The sequence below is a fragment of the Cryptosporangium phraense genome (assembly GCF_006912135.1).
Taxonomy (GTDB): domain Bacteria; phylum Actinomycetota; class Actinomycetes; order Mycobacteriales; family Cryptosporangiaceae; genus Cryptosporangium; species Cryptosporangium phraense.
Genome location: NZ_VIRS01000005.1, coordinates 195,704 through 211,138 on the forward strand (window position 1 = coordinate 195,704; position 15,435 = coordinate 211,138).

Genomic DNA, 15,435 nt, shown 5'->3' on the forward strand with positions numbered 1-15,435 from the left:
CGAGTAGGCCTCGTCAGCCACGATCCGCTGCGGCCGCGTCCGCGCTCGCCCTGGGCGGGGCACCGAATCTCCTCCAGCAGCGGCTGGAACTGTGAGGTGCCGGCGGTCGGCCGGACGGCCCCGGCCATCCACGGCGAGGCCGATCGCGCTGCCCGGCCCGCCGCGAGACCGCCCGATCCCCTCGCCCTCGGCCCCGGGGACCGCGATGCCCGGCACGCGCGGCGCCGAGCCGATCGGCGGAGCCTCCACTTTTCGCCGCCTGAGGCCTGCGGCCCCCGCCGGCGGCCTGATGCGCACGAACCACGCTGCACGCGATCCAGGATCCGATCCCAGATCGGTCGACAATTCAGGCAGTACCTAGTCGACGAGGCCGGCGCGGAAGGCGGCTATCGCCAGCTGGACGCGGTTCGTCGCGGCGAGTTTCTCGAACAGATGCGTGACGTGGCTCTTCACCGTGGCCTCGCTCATGTGCAGACTCGACGCGATGTCGGCGTTGGCGGCGCCCCGGCCGATCTCGATCAGCACCTCGCGCTCGCGGCCGGTCAGGTTCTCCAGGCGCGCGGCCGCGTCCCGGCGCCGGGAGCCGTCGTCGCCGGTGAAGCGGGTGATGACCTGGCGGGTGACGCTCGGCGAGAGGATCGCGTCGCCGGCCGCGGCCAGCCTCACCGCGCGCAGCAGCTCGGTCGGCGGGGTGTCCTTGAGCAGGAAGCCGTTGGCGCCGGCAGCCAGCGCGCGGAAGACGTCCTCGTCCGTGTTGAACGTCGTCAGCACGATGACCGCCGGCGAGTGCTCGCGTTCACGCAGGGCGCTGGTGGCCGCCACCCCGTCGAGGACCGGCATGCGCAGATCCATCAGCACGACGTCGGGCCGGTGCCGGACCACCGCGTCGAGCGCGGCCCGGCCGTCGTCGGCGTCGCCGACGACCGTGATGTCGTCCGCGGTCTCGAGGATCAGCCGCAGCCCGGTCCGGACCAGCGCCTCGTCGTCCACGAGCAGCACCGAGGTCACCGCGAAGCCTCCGCACTTCCGGACGCGGCCGGTCGCTCTTCCGCCGAGGGCGCCGCGACCGGCACGGTCGCCCGCACCCGCCACTCACCGTCCACCGCGCGAGCATCCCACTCGCCGTCCACCAGCCGGATGCGCTCGGCCAGGCCGACCAGCCCCGACCCGGACCCGGGCAGATCCAGCCCGCCCCCGGCCGACCGCGCCGACCCGGCCGACCCTGCGGACCCCGCCGACCCTGCCGGCCCGGCCAGCGCCCCGTCGGCCGGCGCGCCCTCGGCCGGCGCCCCCGCGGCCAGCGCGTTCACCACCGACACGGTGACGGCCGATTCGTCCCGGGCGACGACCACCCGCACCGCCGTGCCCGGCGCGTGCTTGCGGGCATTGGTGAGTCCCTCCTGGACGACCCGCTGGACGACCCGGGCGACCGGCGCGGGCAACTCCCCCGCCCGGTCGTCCAGCGTCACCTCCTGGCCGGCCCGGGTGGCGTCCGCGACCAGCGTCGGCAGGCTGGCGGACGTCTCGATGCCGGTCTGCAGGATGCCGAGGACCGTGCGCAGCTCGGTCAGCGCCTCGCGCGCGGTCACCCGGATCAGACCCGCACCTTCGCGGACGCGGTCGGCGCCACCGTCCGCGGTCAGCTCGAGCGCGCCGGCGTGCAGCGCGATCAGCGAGACCTTGTGGGCGAGGACGTCGTGCATCTCGCGGGCGATCCGGTTGCGCTCGGCCGCCCGGGCCTGCTCGTCGTGGAACTGCCGCTCGGCGTCGGCCCGCTCGGCCCGCTCGCGCCAGGCCTCTTGCAGCTCACGCCGGGTCGCGATGTGCACGCCGAGCCCGACGATCACCGTGACGCCGACGGCGAAGTACGCCGCGTCCCAGGCCGGGAAACGCCCGGCGTCGGTCCACGACCAGCCGACCGCCCCGGCCCAGCCGACCACCCCGAGCAACGCGGCCGACCGCCGCGAGGCGTAGGCGCCGGCGCCGTACAGCGCGACGAGCAGCGGGCCGGGGTTGCCGGAGAACACGTACCCGAGCGCCCCGGCCACCACCGCGACCTGCGGCCGGCCGCGCCGCCACCACAGCGCGACGCTCGCCGCCGCGCCGGAGGCCGCGACGACCGGCAACGGCAGCACCGACCACGGGGTCTTGACCGCCAGCGCCGTGAGGAACAGACACCCGGCGACGATCAGCCCGTCGGCGATCCGCGGGTCGTTCTTCGTCATGACGGCAGCGTAGGCAGCGCGAACACCGGGTTCATGGGACCGCGGTCGACGATCGTCTCCGACTTTCGTCGAGGGTGAGCGGCGACCGCGCGGCGATGTGTGTCCACCCCGGACCTCGCGACGCTGTGTCCCGACCGCGACGACGCAAGGAGACACACCATGTTCGCGAAGCTCGCAGGCCTCGTCCTCACGGCCGCCGTCGGCACCGGCGTGCTCGCGGCGGTACCCGCACAGGCCGCCGCCCCCACCTGCACGCCGGCCACGGCCACCGCGGTCGCCGACTACCTGGACCACTCGGTGCCCGCCGGGCTGAAGAAGGCCGGCACCCCGGGCGCCGTCGTCTCGGTGGTCTCCGGCGACCGGACGATCTACCGCCGCGGCTTCGGCCGGGCCGACGTCGAGAAGGACGTGCCGATGGACCCGGCGACGTCCGGCGTCCGCATCGCGTCGATCACCAAGTTGTTCACCGCGACAGCGGTGATGCAGCAGGTCGAGGCGGGCCGCCTCGACCTCGACGCGGACGTGAACACCTACCTGAAGACGTTCCGGATCCCCAGGACCTACCCGAAGCCGATCACGCTGCGGAACCTCCTGACGCACACCGCGGGGTTCCAGGACCAGATCATGGGGACCGGGGCGCGGACGGCCGAGGACGTGCCTCCGCTCGGCGAGTACCTGGCCCACCACATCCCGGCCCGGATCCGGCCACCGGGCGTGGTGTCGGCGTACTCGAACTACGGGGCCGCGCTGGCCGGGTACGTCGTCACCCAGGTCAGCGGGGAGCCGTACGACCGGTACGTCCAGAAGCACATCCTGGATCCGCTCGGGATGACCCACACGACCGCGTCCGAGCCGGGGCCGGCCTCGATCGTCGCCGACCGGGCGGTGAGCTACGCCGACCACCAGCGGGTGCCGTTCGAGTTCGACCCGATGACCCCGGACGGGTCGATCACCGCGACCGCCGACGACATGGCCAGGTTCCTGAGCGCGCAGCTCAACCAGGGCCGGGGCATCCTCTCGCCGGAGGCGGCCGCGACCCTGCACGCGAAGACGTTCGCGGCCGACCCGCGGCTCGGCGGCTACGCGCTCGGCTTCATGAACAAGACCTGGAACGGCCACCGGATCCTGATGCACGACGGCGGCTGGGAAGGCTTCCTCAGCGTGCTGGTGATGATCCCGGACTGCCACCTCGGGGTGTTCCTGTCGCTGAACTCGATCGAAGGCGGCGAGAGCTTCGGCGACGTGCTGAACGGTTTCGTCGACCGGTTCGCGCCCGGGTCCAACCCGCCGGTGACCGGTCCGTCGACCGCCGCCCCGGAGCCGGGGTTCTACGCCGCGACGCGGCGCAACGCCTCCGGCGTCGAGAAGATCCTCACGCTCCTCAACACCGGCCGTCTGACGGTGCGGGACGACGGGTCGGTCCGCTTCCGGAACAAGACGTGGACGCCGGCCGGCCGCGGTCTGTACGTCGACGACGACGATCACCTGGTTGCGTTCGAGCGGGACGGGGTGCGGTACGTGGGTACCGACGGGCCGACGTTCGAGCGGCTGGGTACGCCGTCCACGTTGCCGTTCAACCTCGGGGTGCTGCTGGCCTTCGCGGTGCTGGCGCTGTCCGCGCTGGTGGTGCCGGTGAGCGGGCTCGTACGGAGGCTGCGCAAACGGACGCGGGGCAGTGCGCGGTGGCGGGTGTCGCGGGGGCTGGCGGCCGGGTCGGCGCTGGTCGGGCTGGGTTTCCTGATCTCGTTGGCGTTGGCTCTGTTCGGGGACGTCAGCGACTACCTGTACGGGCCGCCGCTGGTGTTCGAGCTGATCCTGCTGCTGCCGGTGCTGGCGCTGGGGCTGGCCGCCGGGGCGCTCGGGACGACGGTGTGGGGCTGGCGCGGGGCCGGGGCCGGGGTGGTGGCCCGGGTGCACCAGGTGCTGCTGCTCGGCGGGCTGGCCGCGCTGGCCTGGTTCTGCTGGACCTGGAACCTGATCGGCTGGCAGTTCAACTAGACGGAGTGCAGGGGTCGTCGCAGGGCGATGGCCAGTAGGACGGCGGTGGCGCCCGCGATGCTGATCGCGAGCGCCACCGTCGTCGTCTGCGTGATCAGGCCGAAGAGGGCCGGGCCGAGGCCCTGGAACGTCATCAGGCCGGCCGAGAGCAGGCCGAAGGCCTGGCCGCGACGGTCCTCGGGGACGGCGTCGAGGAAGCGGCGCTGGAGGCCGAGCGAGGCGGCGTAGCCGCCGCCGGTGAGCAGCAGCAGGGCGGCGGCGAGCGGGAGCGGTGGCTCGATCGCGAACACGAGCAGCGGGACGCCGAGCAGGGCCACGAGCGGGAGCACGAGGCGCTCGCGGACGGGCGGGGCGACGAGGCGGGCGACGACGATGTCGCCGATCATCATGCCGATCGGGGAACAGGCGAGGAGGAGTCCGCCGGAGCCGGTCGGGAAGTGCCGCACCTCGGCGTACGGGATGAGGAGCGCCTCGCCGCCGGTGCCCACGGCCGGCGGGAGCCACTGCGCCAGCATCAGCACCCGGACCCGGCGATCCCCGAGCAGCGCCCTGGCCCCCGCCCAACTGGTCGCCCGCGCGCCGCCGGAGCCGACGGGGGCGGGGCCGACGGGGGCGGGGCCGACGGGGGCGGGGCCGCCGGGCGCGGCGGTGGCGGGGCGGAGGCCGTGCCAGGACCAGGCCGCCGCTACCAGGTGGCAAGCGGCCGTGACGTACAAGGCGCCCTGCGGGCTGAGCACCGCGACGGCGGCGGCGCCGGCGGCCAGGCCCAACAGCTGGGCGGCCGACGACGCGACCGTGGCCAGCGAGCGCCCGAGAACGTACGCATCGCCCTCCAGGACCTCGGCGATCAGCCGATTCCCGGCCCCGGTAGCCACCGGAGTGAACAGCGCGACGCCCCCCACGAGCGCCAACGTCGCCGCGACCGGCGGATGCCCGAACGCGATCACCCCGGCCGCCGCGGCCTCGACGAGAAACCCACCCACCACCAACGCCCGGGCCGGATACCGATCGGCCAGCGCCCCGAACCCGACCGCCCCGATCGCCTGCGGCACGAACCCGATCCCGAACGTCACCGCGGCCAGCAACGGCGACCCGGTGCTGGCGAACACCAGCGTCGAGAGCGCCACCATCCGCAGCGTGTCGGCCGCGATCCCGAGCGTCCGGGTGAGGAACAACGTCCGGAACGCGGGCTGCGCGAGCACCTCGCGATAGGTCGCACGATCGGTCCGGGTGGCCACGCTCCCAGTCTCGGCCGCTCCCCGCAGGCTCCCAATTGTTTCGCCGTCCGACGTAACGTCGAGCCGTGATCCGGATCGAGCTGACCGCCGACGACCTGCTCCGGAGCCGGTTCGCGCTGTCGCCGACGTTCGAGCTGGACGGCCTGCTCCGGGCGCTGTCCGGGCTGTCGCGGGTGCGCCTGCCGACCGGGCTGGCCGCGCGGGCCCGGCCGGTCTACCGGCGGCTGCTCGCCGAGACCGACCTCCCGGCGATCCTGGCCCTGCAGTCGGCCCACCGGGGCGCGAACTTCCTCGCCCCACCGCCCCGGACGCTCGCGCAGACCTGGGACGACGAGCTCGAAGCGGTCCGCGCCGCCCCGCCCGACGCCGTCCGGGCCGACATCGAGGAGTGCCTGGCCCGGCGTCCGGCGCGCGCCCCCGCGGTGCTCGCCGTCCTCGGCGCCGACGACGTCCAGGACCGGCTGGCCCGGACGCTCGACCGGGCCTGGCGCGAGCTGCTGGCCCCGGAATGGCTCCGGCTGCGCGCGATCTGCGAACGCGACGTCCTCCATCGCGCCGGGCGGCTGGGCCGAGCCGGCTGGGCGGCCGCTTTCGAGGACCTCCACCGCCAGGTCCGCTGGAAGGACGGCGGTCTGGAGATCGTCCGCCGCAGCGGCGGCCGGCAGGTCGTCACCGCAGATGGGCGAGGACTGCTGCTGGTGCCGTCGGTGTTCGTCTGGCCGGGCGTCGCGGTGCACACCGACGATCCGTGGCCGCGGGCGCTGGTCTATCCGACGCGCGGCAGCGCGGCGCTCTGGCACCACGCGCCACCGTCGCCCGAGGCCCTCGGTGACCTACTCGGACGCTCGCGCGCCCAGCTGCTCACCGCGCTGGACGAACCGGCGAGCACCACCCAGCTCGCGCACGGGCTCGGCCTGGCGCTGGGTGCCGTCGGCGACCACCTGGCGGTCCTGCGCCGGGCCGGTCTGGTCGACCGGGCCCGCTCCGGCCGCTCCGTCCTCTATCGACGTACGCCCCTGGCCGAGGCCCTGCTGGCCGGCGCCGAATGAACGAGGGATCGGAACCGACGCGGGCTGGGCCCGCAGTCAGGCGGGGACGCCCAGAGCGCCGGCCAGGAGCGGCCAGGAGTTCTTGAACTCCCGCTGCCAGTACGGCCAGGTGTGCGTGCCCTTTCCGTACAGGCGCACGGTCGGCGACAACCCGGCCAGCCGCGCCTTGGTCAGGAAGCTCTGCGTCGTCAGCAGAGCGGCGGTCTCCTGCCAGACGAAGTTGTCGTTCTGGTCCAGGTCGGCGGCCCGGCCGTCACCGCACGAGACGTAGAGCTTCGTCCCCCGCAGCCCGGCCAACTGGCTCGCCGGGTTGTGGGCGGCCCAGGTCCCCCGGTTCAGGATCGGGTCGCCCCAGAGCGAGTACCGCGCCTCGCCGGCCTGGTTGCGCATCCACTCGACCGCGGTCGGCGCGCCGAGTGTCAGCGTGTCGAGCAGCCCGCTGTAGGAGGCGGCGGCCTTGAACATCCCCGGGTGCCGGGCCGCGTAGGAGAACGCCCCGAACCCGCCGACCGACAGGCCCGCGATCGCGCGGGCGCTCGACCCGCGGTAACCGCGCTCGATGATCTGCTGCAACTCGGTGATGTGGTACGTCTCGTACTTCGGACCCCCACCGCGCAGCGGGTCGCTGTAATAGCCGGCCAGCCCGTCGCTCGGCATCACGACCAGCACGTTCTTGTCGTAGAAGAAGTCGTAGACGTCGGTGAACGCGGTCCACGACTTGTAGTCCTGAGGTTCGCAGCACCCGTGCAGCAGGTACAGCGTCGGCCACTTGGTGTTCGGCTGGGTGAAGTAGTCCTTCGGCAGCAGCAGACGGACCGGCGTCCGGCCCTTCATGGCCGGCGAGTCGATCGTGATGTCGAGCTTCTGCCACTCCACGAACTGCTCGCTGACGACCCGGGCGCCGTCGTCGGCCACCCCGTTGGACAGGCCTCCGGCGTCGGCGGACGCGGGAACCGCGGACAGACCGCCGCCCAGCAGCACCGCAGCAACCACCATCGACAGCAGCACACGTAACCGCAACACCGGGCCTCCTCGGTCGGCGGCTCAGTGTAGGGAGCGGCCGGAGGACTTCGCCATTACTCCCTGGCAGTATCGAGTCAGGTTATAACCGGAGGGCACATCCCCAGCGCGGAGGACACAAAATGCCCCACCTGTTGCACCTCGACTCGTCCGCCGATCTGACCGGTTCCCGCTCCCGGGCGATCACCGCCGCGTTCGCGAAGTCCTGGGCGTCCCGCGGGGACGACCACACGATCACCTACCGCGACCTGCACACCGAGCCGCTCCCCCGGCTGTCGACACCGGCCCTGCACTGGGCTCCGCGCCTACGGCGCCCCGACGAGACCGTCGAGCCGCAGGACGAGGCCCTCCAGCAGCTGATCCTCGACGAACTGTTCGCGGCCGACGTCCTGCTGGTCGGAGCGCCGATGTACAACTACTCGCTCGCGTCGACGCTGAAGACCTGGATCGACTACGTGCACGTCCCGGGCACGACGCTGACGTTCGACGACGTGCCGAGCCAGCCGATGGCCGGGCGCCGGGCGGTCGTCGTCACCAGCGCGGGCGGCTCGTACGTCGAGGGTTCGCCGACCCACGGGTGGGACCACCTCACGCCGGTGCTGCAGATCGTCCTGGGCACCGCGCTGGGCATGGAGGTCACCGTGATCTCCACCGAGCTGACGCTAGCCCCACGAATCCCCGACCTGGCCCCTCAGATCCCCTACAGCGAATCGCTCTTGACCGCTGCGATGGAGCGTGCCGCCGAACTGGGCGCCACTGTGTAGGGACGCTCGTAGCGCTGCCGCGCTCACGCAGCCGGCCCTGCTTCTTGCGACAGTAGGTTCGGGAGCCGCTGCGAGCTGGCTAGCCCTGCCCGCCAACGAGCATTTTTGAGAAGTCTTGCGCGCTGCAAGACGCACTCCGCTTTCTACAGGTCGACAGCCCGGCCGGGGAACGAGAGTGCGGCTGCCGTGACGAGCGGAGATCGAGCTTCGGCAGCAGGATGCAGGACTGCATCGTCGATGATCGTTGGTCGTTGCGGCGGACCGCCGACCGGTTCCCGGTCTCCCGCACCACCGCGGCCCGCTGGGCCGGCCGCTACCGGCAGTTGGGGTGCGGCCGGTATGACCGACCGGTCCGGTCGTGCGCACCGGTCACCGGCTCGCACGCTGACCGCCCTTCGAGCGGCGGATCGTCACGATCCGGGTCACCACACGCCTGAGGCCCGCCCGGATCGCCGCTCGCCCGGTTCTCCACCCGGCCACGGTCCACGGGGCCACGGTCCACCGGGCGCTGACCCGCTACCGCGTTCCGCGCCTGGTCCATCTCGACCGTGGCACCGGCGTTCGAGTCCGCCACTACGCACGCGACGCGCCCGGCGACCTCGTCCACGTCGACGTCCACGTCGACGTCAAGAAACTCGGCCGGATCCCCGACGGCGGCGGGCACCGCACCGCCGGGCGGTGACCGGCCACACCTCCCTGGACGGCCTGCCACCCGCATCCCGCGTCACCAACCTCACGGGACAGAACACCTAGCGCGTAGTCATGAAAGCGCGCAGTGCGGCGAGGTCGTCGGTGCCGAGGTAATCGACCTTTGCCTCGCGCATCTCGCGCCAGAACGCGTTGCGGGTCTTGCGGGAGTGCGCCGGGACGCCCCAGAACCGGACGGTGCGTCCCTCCGCGTGCGCCTTCGCGACCCAGTCGCGGAGCTTCTCGCGCTCCTCGGCCGGCATCTCGCCGCGCCCGTCCCACTGGAACTTCCAGCTCCACTTCTCACTGCACAGCGGCACCAGCGACGCCGGCAGGTCGCTCCCTACCGCGGACAAACTCCCGTCGCAGGCCGCGTACCGCACCGGCGCGGCGGCCAGCGCCTCCCGCGGCGGCTTCCCGGTGATGACGACGGTCACCGCGCCGGGGTGGATCTCGTCGCCCTCGAACCGGGTGAGCATCGACGAGTACTCGTCGAGCTCGGCCGCGAGCAGCTCCCAGCACCACTCCGGGTCGTTCTTGATCTCCACCAGCAGCTGGAACGGCCGGTCGTAGCCGGGCTGGACCCGGCCCTGGGCCGCCACCCGCCGGGCCAGCGGGTCCAGGTACAGGCCGCGGAGCGTCCGCCACCGCTCCAGGTCGGCCTCGTCGTGGCCGACCAGCAACGTCGGGGTTCCGTCGGCGTCCTGGTGCGGCCAGATGTCCACCTCGACGCTCGTGAACCCCTGATCGAGGGCGGCGAGCAGCGGACGGTGGTGCCGGTAGTCGTTGTGCGCGTGACCACCGGTCATCGGACCCCAGCGACGGTGCCGCACCTGAGCGGCCACGCCGACGCCGATCGCCACCAGCACCACGACACCCAGCCCGGCCAGGACGGCCACTAACGATGACATGGCCCAAGAATTACCAGCCGCGCGTTCCGGCTAACCGCCGTGGGTCGCGAAGAACGACCAGATCGCCTCGGTCGCGTCCAATTCGGTGGTCGGCGGGTCCGCGCCCGGGCGGGACGACCGCCCGCCGGGCCAGGCGTGTTCGCCACCGACGACCGTGTCGAAGCGCACGTCGGCCGCGCACCCGGTGTACCGGACGGTCGTGATGGCACCGCGGAACGACGTCGACGAACCGGAGCACCCGTCGAACCGGCTCCAGGACGTCATCGCGTAGGCCACCGAGCGGTGCGACCCGGCCACGGCCGGGTTGGCGATCCGCGACGAGGACGTCCCGCCGTCGTACGGCACGATCGGGTCGGCGTCGCCGTGGATCGCGTAGACCGGCAGCGGGCGGGCCGGCCGGCACGACGGCAGATCCATCGCGCCCGACACCGGGGCGATCGCGCCGACCTGGTCGGCCAGCTCGCAGCCGGCCCGGTAGGCCAGCATCGCGCCGTTCGAGAACCCGGTCACGTACACCCGCCGGCCCGGGAACTGCGCGATCAGCACCCGCAGGAACCCGACGTCGTCGACGTCCCGATCCCGCGCGTACCCGCAGCAGGTGCCCGCGTTCCAGGTCAGCAGCCGGGTCCGTCCGGACCCGTCCGGATAGACGGCGAGGAACCCCTCCCGGTCGGCCAGGTCGCTGAAGCCGGTCTGCTTCTCGACCTGAGCGCCGTTGCCGCCTCCGCCGTGCAGGACGATCACGACCGGCGCGCCGGTCCGGCCGACGGCCGCCGTCGGTACGTGCAGACGGTAGGTCCTCTCGACGTCTCCGACGCGAACGGTCTCGACCGAGGTGGACGCGGGAGCCGCGGGCCGCGCGGCGGCCCGGTCGCACCCGGCCGCACCGAGCAGGAGGACGAGAACCACCGCCACGACGCGCATGCCCGGATTCTGGCCCGTCCCGGCTGAGACCCCGGTAAGCGAGTGTCCGAGAACGGTCAGGCTCGGCGCCGCCGGGTCGATGAGGAGACGTGGTGGGGCTTCAGAACGGCAGGTCCCGGCGCGGCCTGTGGTCCGTCGCCGCGCTGACCGCGCTGGTCCTGACCGCGGGCACGCTCGTCTCGCTCGCGGTCGGTTCCCTCCTGCGCGACGCCTCCCACCGGACCGCCGTGCGCGCGATGGACGGCCGGACCGACCTGATGTCCTCGGCCGTGCGCACCGAGATCGACCGCTACCGCGACCAGGTGCAGACGCTGGCCGCCGCGCTCGGTGCGATGGACGAGGTGACCGCGGCCCGATTCGCCCGGACGACCGCGCCGCTGCGGCCGATGGGCCTGTCCGGGGCGACGTCGGTGGTGTACCTCGTCCCGGTGGCGAACAGCGACCTGGCCGCGGTCCAGGCCGAGTGGCGCCGGAGAGGGGCGGCCGATCTGGTCATCCGGCCGCACGGCCACGGACCGCACGTGATCGGCGTGCTCACGACCCGCCTCGACGGCCAGCGCAACGCCGGCTACTCGGGCGTCGACATCACCCAGGCGCCGGCGCCGTACGCGGCGACGACCGAGTCCCGGCGCAGCGGCTCGGTGGCCGTCTCGGACACCTACCACCTGATCATCGACCAGCAGTTGCCGCCGTCGCAGCGGCAGTTCTCGTTCGTGCTCACCGCGCCGGTCACCGGGCCGGACGGGCGCTTCCGCGGCTGGGTGATGATGGGGCTGCGCGGCCAGGACTTCGTGCAGGCGACGCTGTCCCGGGTCGCCCAGAACCTCGTCGACGTCAGCCTCACCGCGCGCAACGCCGACGGGCGGGACACCGCGGTCGCGGGCCTCTCGGCCGACCGCTCGGGCCGCCGTGACCTGCACCGGACCGTGAACATCTCGGTCGCGCAGCGCCATTGGGAGCTGCGCACCGGGGCGGTGTCGGCCGCGCTGCCCGGCGCCAGCCCGTCGCTCGCGGTCGCGCTCACCGCGACGCTGCTCGGCGTGACGTTGCTGGCCGGGACGCTGGTCGCGATCCTGGCCAGCGGACGCCGCCGGGCCGAGCGCCGGGTCCAGGCCGCGACCCGGGAGCTCCAGGACACCGAGCGGGAGGCCCGGGAACAGGCCGAGCTGCTCGGTACCGTGCTCCACACGATCACCGAGGGCGTCGGCGTCGTCGACTCCGACGGACGTTTCCTCGCGCACAACCCGGCGGCGAAGCAGCTGCTCGGGATCTCCCTGGACTCGTCCGGCCCCGACCGCTGGCAGCAGCACTACGGCCTGTTCCGCCCGGACGGCTCCGAGCCGTTGCCGGTCGCCGAGATGCCGCTGGTCCGGGCGCTGAACGGCGAGGACGTCGACGGCGTCGAGATCCTCGTGCGGAACCCCGCGCGGCGCAGCGGCGCGCTGATCACGGTGAGCGCCCGCCCGCTCGCGCTGGCCGACGGCTCGCGAGGCGCCGTCGCGGTCTTCCACGACGTCACCGAGGAGCGGGCCTACGAGGCCGAGCTGCAGGGCTTCGCCGGGGTGGTCGCGCACGACCTCAAGTCACCGCTGACGACCGTCGTCGGATACGCGGAGCTGCTGGAGGACGAGGTCGCGGGTAACGACGAAGCGCTGGAGCACCTCGGCCGGATCCGCGCGACCGCGACCCGGATGCGGACGCTCATCGACGACCTGCTGACCTACACCAGCGCCCGGGACGCGGCGATCAACCAGGTCTCGTTCCCGCTCGGGGACCTGGTCCAGGAGGTGGTGGCGGCCCGGCTGCACGCCTCCCGGGCCGGCGGCTACTTCCCCGACGTCTACGTCGGCCGGCTGCCCGCGCTGAACGCCGACCCGGTGCTCGTCCGGCAGGTGCTCGAGAACCTGATCGGCAACGCGCTGAAGTACACCCGGCCGGGCAGCCCGGCCCGGGTCGACGTCACCGCCCGGCTGGAGACCGAGCAGCGGGGCGGGACCTGGGCGCGGGTCGAGATCTCCGACCGGGGCATCGGCATCCCGGCCGGCGAGCACGGGCGGGTGTTCGACCGGTTCCACCGCGCGCACCCGACCGAGGGCTATCCCGGCACCGGGCTCGGCCTGGCGATCTGCCAGCGCATCGTCGAGCGGCACGGCGGGGCGATCGGCGCGACCGACAACCCGGGCGGCGGCACCCGGTTCTGGTTCACGCTCCCGGCCGGCGACGATCCGGCGCCCCGCCCACCGGCCCGGCTGGCTCAGGCGGCGTCGAGCGGGCGCAGTTCGTCGGCGTAGCTCACCGACGTCCGGCGCATCACGCCGTCGTCGGTGATGAGGTAGGTGCCCAGCCGCCAGAGCGGCGGGGAGTACGCGTGGATCGAGACGCTCTCGGCGTCCGCGCCGGTCATCCGATGGATGTGGTCGGGGCCGAAGCAGAACGACTCCCCGGCCTTCACGACGACGTCGACGTGGTGGCCGCCGATCCGCGGGTTGTTCTCGTGCACCGCGCCCTGGACGACCGCGACCGCGCCGGACGAGATGTCGTGGTCGTGCCAGCCGGTGTCGTTCTGCGGGGTCCAGCAGAGCAGCCAGACGTCCACGTGGTCGTCGCGGTAGAGGGAGACGTAGTGCCGCTCGGTGTCGGAGAACGCCACCTGCTCCTGCCAGCGCTCCGGGTGGCGCGCGAGCTCGTCGACGAGCTCGCGCAGCTCGTGCTTCCCCAGGTCGCGAGCGGGTAAAGCGTCGATGGTCACGGTCTTCCCTTCTTTCCGTAGAGCAGCCGTTCCGGGTTCGACACGCCGGCCGCCTGGTCGAACGCCTCGCCCAGGCCGAAGTCGGGCACGGTGGCGTACGGCCGGTCGGACCCGAGAACGACCAGGTCGACGCCGAGCACGCGGGTGATCGCGTCCACCGCCCGGGGACCGTAGGACGACGTCTCGACGAAGGCGTCCATGTCGATCTGGCGGCGAGCCGGACCGCCGCGGGCCGCGAGGCGCTCGCCGTGCAGCGGGCCGAGGCCGGCGAGCAACGCGAAGCAGACCCGGAGGTTCGGGTGCGCGGCCCGGCCGAACGCGACGAACGCGTGCCAGGCGTCGTGCATCTGGTGGACGTAGGGGCTCAGCGCGGGCCACCAGCCGGGCGCGCCGTCCGGCGGGGCCGGGTGCGGGCCGGGGTGGACGAACAGCGGCGCGTCCCGCCGCTCGAGGACCGCGAGCAGCGGGGCGCAGCGCGCGTAGCCGGCCGGGTCGAGGAGCGCGTCGGCCGGGAGCTGCAGGCCGACGCAGCCCGCGTCTAGCGCGCGCTCGAGCGGGGTGGGGTCGATCGTGTGCAGGCCGGCCGCAGCCCAGGCGCCGAAGCGCCCGGGTAGCGCGGTGACGCCCTCGTGGTAGGCGTCGAGGAGCGGGGTGGCGTCCGGGAGCCACTCGATGCCGAGCGGGCTGGAGAGCGAGATCAACGCGCGGTCGAGCCCGTCGGCGTCGAGCAGCGCGGTACGGACGGCCACGTCGTGGTCGGCCGGGTTCACCGCGTAGGGCGGCGCGCTGGCCGTGTGGAGCGTCCAACCGTCGAGGTGGGGTGGGGTGTTCCGGGCGCGGAGGGCAGCGAGCAGCGGTTCGGGCCAGAGGTGCTGGTGAACATCGATGCGCATTCCGCCAGTTTCCTACCTGCTCACTGGGTTAACCGCTTCAGTGAACCGGTTAACCTGAGCGGCTGTCAAGGCTCGTCGCCGGCTCGTAACAGTGTTACGAACGGCCCCACCGGGTGAAGTCACCCGGGTCGACGTTCAGCTGGCGCAGCGTGTTCCAGCTACCGCCGGGCGGGGCGACGAGCCGCCAGTCGCCCGCCACCCACCGCACGGTGAGGGTGAGCCCCATATAGCTGGCGACGTCCGCGGAGATCGATCGGTAGGCGAGCTCGATCACGGCCTGACCGGGCGAGTAGGAGACGAAGCGGAAGCCGGCGATCTGGGCCCTCTTCCGCACGTCCAGCCGGCGGGTGTGGGTCCGCAGATTGCCGAGGAACAGGTCCCGGTCTTCGCCGGGGATCATCTGGGTCTGCACGGTCTTCTTCGCGGCCTCGGGCTGGTCGACCCAGCCGGCGCGGGTCCCGATCTGGGCCGTGGCGATCAGCGCGCCGGTCGGCGTCCGCGAGTAGCCGCTGGCCACCTGCTGGGCGTCGACGTGCGCGGGCCCGTCGGTCTTCGACGTCGGGACGTCGTCACCGTGGACGACCTCCCAGGTGACGCCGGACGGCGCGGCGGTGGGGGTCGCGGTCGGCAGCGGGCCGGTGGGGCCGTCGTCGCCCGGGCTCGCGCTCGGGAAGGCGTACTCCGGGCCGCTGCCGGAGTTCCGGGTCACCAGCAGCGCGGCCGTGGCCCCGCCGAGCACGCAGACCAGCACGACCGCGACGACGCCGAGGACGCCGAGCACGATCGGGGTCCGCGACCGCCGCGGCGCGCCCGCGGGCTGCGTCCAGGCGGGCGGAGCGTAAGGCCCCGGCAGGTGGGAGGGCCTCGGCAGGTGGGAGGGCCCCGGCGGGTGGGAGGGCCCGGGTGGGTACTGGCTCGGCGGGGGTAAGTGCGGGCCGCCGTGCGGTGTGCTCATCGGTCTCCCTGGTCCACAGCGG

At 73.4% G+C, this 15,435-nt stretch carries 13 protein-coding genes and 1 pseudogene; 5 read left to right on the forward strand and 9 right to left on the reverse strand.

Translation table 11 applies throughout. The annotated features are described in order from the left end of the window. Positions 1–357: 357 nt before the first annotated feature. Both FL583_RS09735 and FL583_RS09740 read right to left on the reverse strand, forming a co-directional pair. A complete protein-coding gene (locus FL583_RS09735; protein WP_142704222.1) occupies positions 358–1,008 on the reverse strand; it encodes a response regulator in 651 nt (216 codons plus the stop codon). Further along, positions 1,005–2,225, reverse strand: a complete 1,221-nt coding sequence (locus FL583_RS09740) for a sensor histidine kinase (protein ID WP_142704223.1) — start codon at positions 2,223–2,225, stop codon at positions 1,005–1,007. Before FL583_RS09740 ends, FL583_RS09735 begins: the two co-directional genes overlap by 4 nt. 159 nt (positions 2,226–2,384) lie before the next feature. Here FL583_RS09740 and FL583_RS09745 point away from each other — a divergent pair, with 159 nt between their 5' ends. After that, the gene (locus FL583_RS09745) at positions 2,385–4,223 is read left to right on the forward strand and encodes a serine hydrolase domain-containing protein (RefSeq protein ID WP_142704224.1); all 1,839 of its coding nucleotides are present in this window, start codon (positions 2,385–2,387) and stop codon (positions 4,221–4,223) included. Here the strand turns inward: FL583_RS09745 and FL583_RS09750 are convergent. Next, the gene (locus tag FL583_RS09750; RefSeq protein WP_142704225.1) at positions 4,220–5,461 is read right to left on the reverse strand and encodes an MFS transporter; all 1,242 of its coding nucleotides are present in this window, start codon (positions 5,459–5,461) and stop codon (positions 4,220–4,222) included. The genes FL583_RS09745 and FL583_RS09750 overlap by 4 nt on opposite strands. 65 nt (positions 5,462–5,526) lie before the next feature. Between FL583_RS09750 and FL583_RS09755 the strand changes: the two genes are divergently transcribed. Further along, positions 5,527–6,510 (forward strand): DUF5937 family protein, encoded by a 984-nt coding sequence (locus FL583_RS09755; protein ID WP_142704226.1) that lies wholly within the window; start codon positions 5,527–5,529, stop codon positions 6,508–6,510. Between the two features lie 36 nt (positions 6,511–6,546). Here FL583_RS09755 and FL583_RS09760 read toward each other — a convergent pair whose 3' ends face one another. Then, a complete protein-coding gene (locus FL583_RS09760) occupies positions 6,547–7,533 on the reverse strand; it encodes an alpha/beta hydrolase (RefSeq protein ID WP_205751978.1) in 987 nt (328 codons plus the stop codon). A 119-nt stretch (positions 7,534–7,652) separates the two neighbouring features. On the opposite strand from FL583_RS09760, the gene FL583_RS09765 reads away from it, so the two are divergent. Together FL583_RS09765 and FL583_RS41585 are read left to right on the forward strand one after the other, a co-directional pair. Further along, a complete protein-coding gene (locus tag FL583_RS09765) occupies positions 7,653–8,294 on the forward strand; it encodes an FMN-dependent NADH-azoreductase (protein ID WP_142704227.1) in 642 nt (213 codons plus the stop codon). A 218-nt stretch (positions 8,295–8,512) separates the two neighbouring features. Beyond that, positions 8,513–8,973: pseudogene (locus tag FL583_RS41585) on the forward strand (helix-turn-helix domain-containing protein); the annotation flags it as partial. Positions 8,974–9,043: 70 nt separating this feature from the next. Here FL583_RS41585 and FL583_RS09770 read toward each other — a convergent pair. Further along, positions 9,044–9,892: a phosphatidylinositol-specific phospholipase C/glycerophosphodiester phosphodiesterase family protein gene (locus tag FL583_RS09770; protein WP_142704228.1), complete on the reverse strand. Its 849-nt coding sequence runs from the start codon at positions 9,890–9,892 to the stop codon at positions 9,044–9,046. Positions 9,893–9,922: 30 nt separating this feature from the next. Then, positions 9,923–10,816, reverse strand: coding sequence for a CE1 family esterase (locus FL583_RS09775; protein ID WP_142704229.1), 894 nt, complete (start codon positions 10,814–10,816; stop codon positions 9,923–9,925). Positions 10,817–10,908: 92 nt separating this feature from the next. On the opposite strand from FL583_RS09775, the gene FL583_RS09780 reads away from it, so the two are divergent. Continuing rightward, positions 10,909–13,107 (forward strand): ATP-binding protein, encoded by a 2,199-nt coding sequence (locus FL583_RS09780; RefSeq protein ID WP_205751979.1) that lies wholly within the window; start codon positions 10,909–10,911, stop codon positions 13,105–13,107. Here the strand turns inward: FL583_RS09780 and FL583_RS09785 are convergent. The 3 genes from FL583_RS09785 to FL583_RS09795 form a co-directional block, all read right to left on the reverse strand. Beyond that, entirely contained in the window at positions 13,071–13,565 is a 495-nt protein-coding gene (locus tag FL583_RS09785; protein ID WP_142704230.1) for a cysteine dioxygenase, read from the reverse strand. The genes FL583_RS09780 and FL583_RS09785 overlap by 37 nt on opposite strands. Continuing rightward, a complete protein-coding gene (locus FL583_RS09790; RefSeq protein ID WP_142704231.1) occupies positions 13,562–14,458 on the reverse strand; it encodes an amidohydrolase family protein in 897 nt (298 codons plus the stop codon). Before FL583_RS09790 ends, FL583_RS09785 begins: the two co-directional genes overlap by 4 nt. A 94-nt stretch (positions 14,459–14,552) precedes the next feature. Beyond that, on the reverse strand, positions 14,553–15,413 hold the full coding sequence (locus FL583_RS09795) for a DUF8175 domain-containg protein (RefSeq protein ID WP_142704232.1): 861 nt from the start codon (positions 15,411–15,413) through the stop codon (positions 14,553–14,555). Between the last annotated feature and the right edge of the window lie 22 nt (positions 15,414–15,435).

Coding starts and splice junctions, on each gene's coding strand:
- FL583_RS09775 (WP_142704229.1), bottom strand. CDS start 10,816: ATGCGCGTCGTGGCGGTGGTTCTCGTCCTCCTGCTCGGTGCGGCCGGG.
- FL583_RS09765 (WP_142704227.1), top strand. CDS start 7,653: ATGCCCCACCTGTTGCACCTCGACTCGTCCGCCGATCTGACCGGTTCC.
- FL583_RS09770 (WP_142704228.1), bottom strand. CDS start 9,892: ATGTCATCGTTAGTGGCCGTCCTGGCCGGGCTGGGTGTCGTGGTGCTG.
- FL583_RS09795 (WP_142704232.1), bottom strand. CDS start 15,413: ATGAGCACACCGCACGGCGGCCCGCACTTACCCCCGCCGAGCCAGTAC.
- FL583_RS09790 (WP_142704231.1), bottom strand. CDS start 14,458: ATGCGCATCGATGTTCACCAGCACCTCTGGCCCGAACCGCTGCTCGCT.
- FL583_RS09740 (WP_142704223.1), bottom strand. CDS start 2,225: ATGACGAAGAACGACCCGCGGATCGCCGACGGGCTGATCGTCGCCGGG.
- FL583_RS09745 (WP_142704224.1), top strand. CDS start 2,385: ATGTTCGCGAAGCTCGCAGGCCTCGTCCTCACGGCCGCCGTCGGCACC.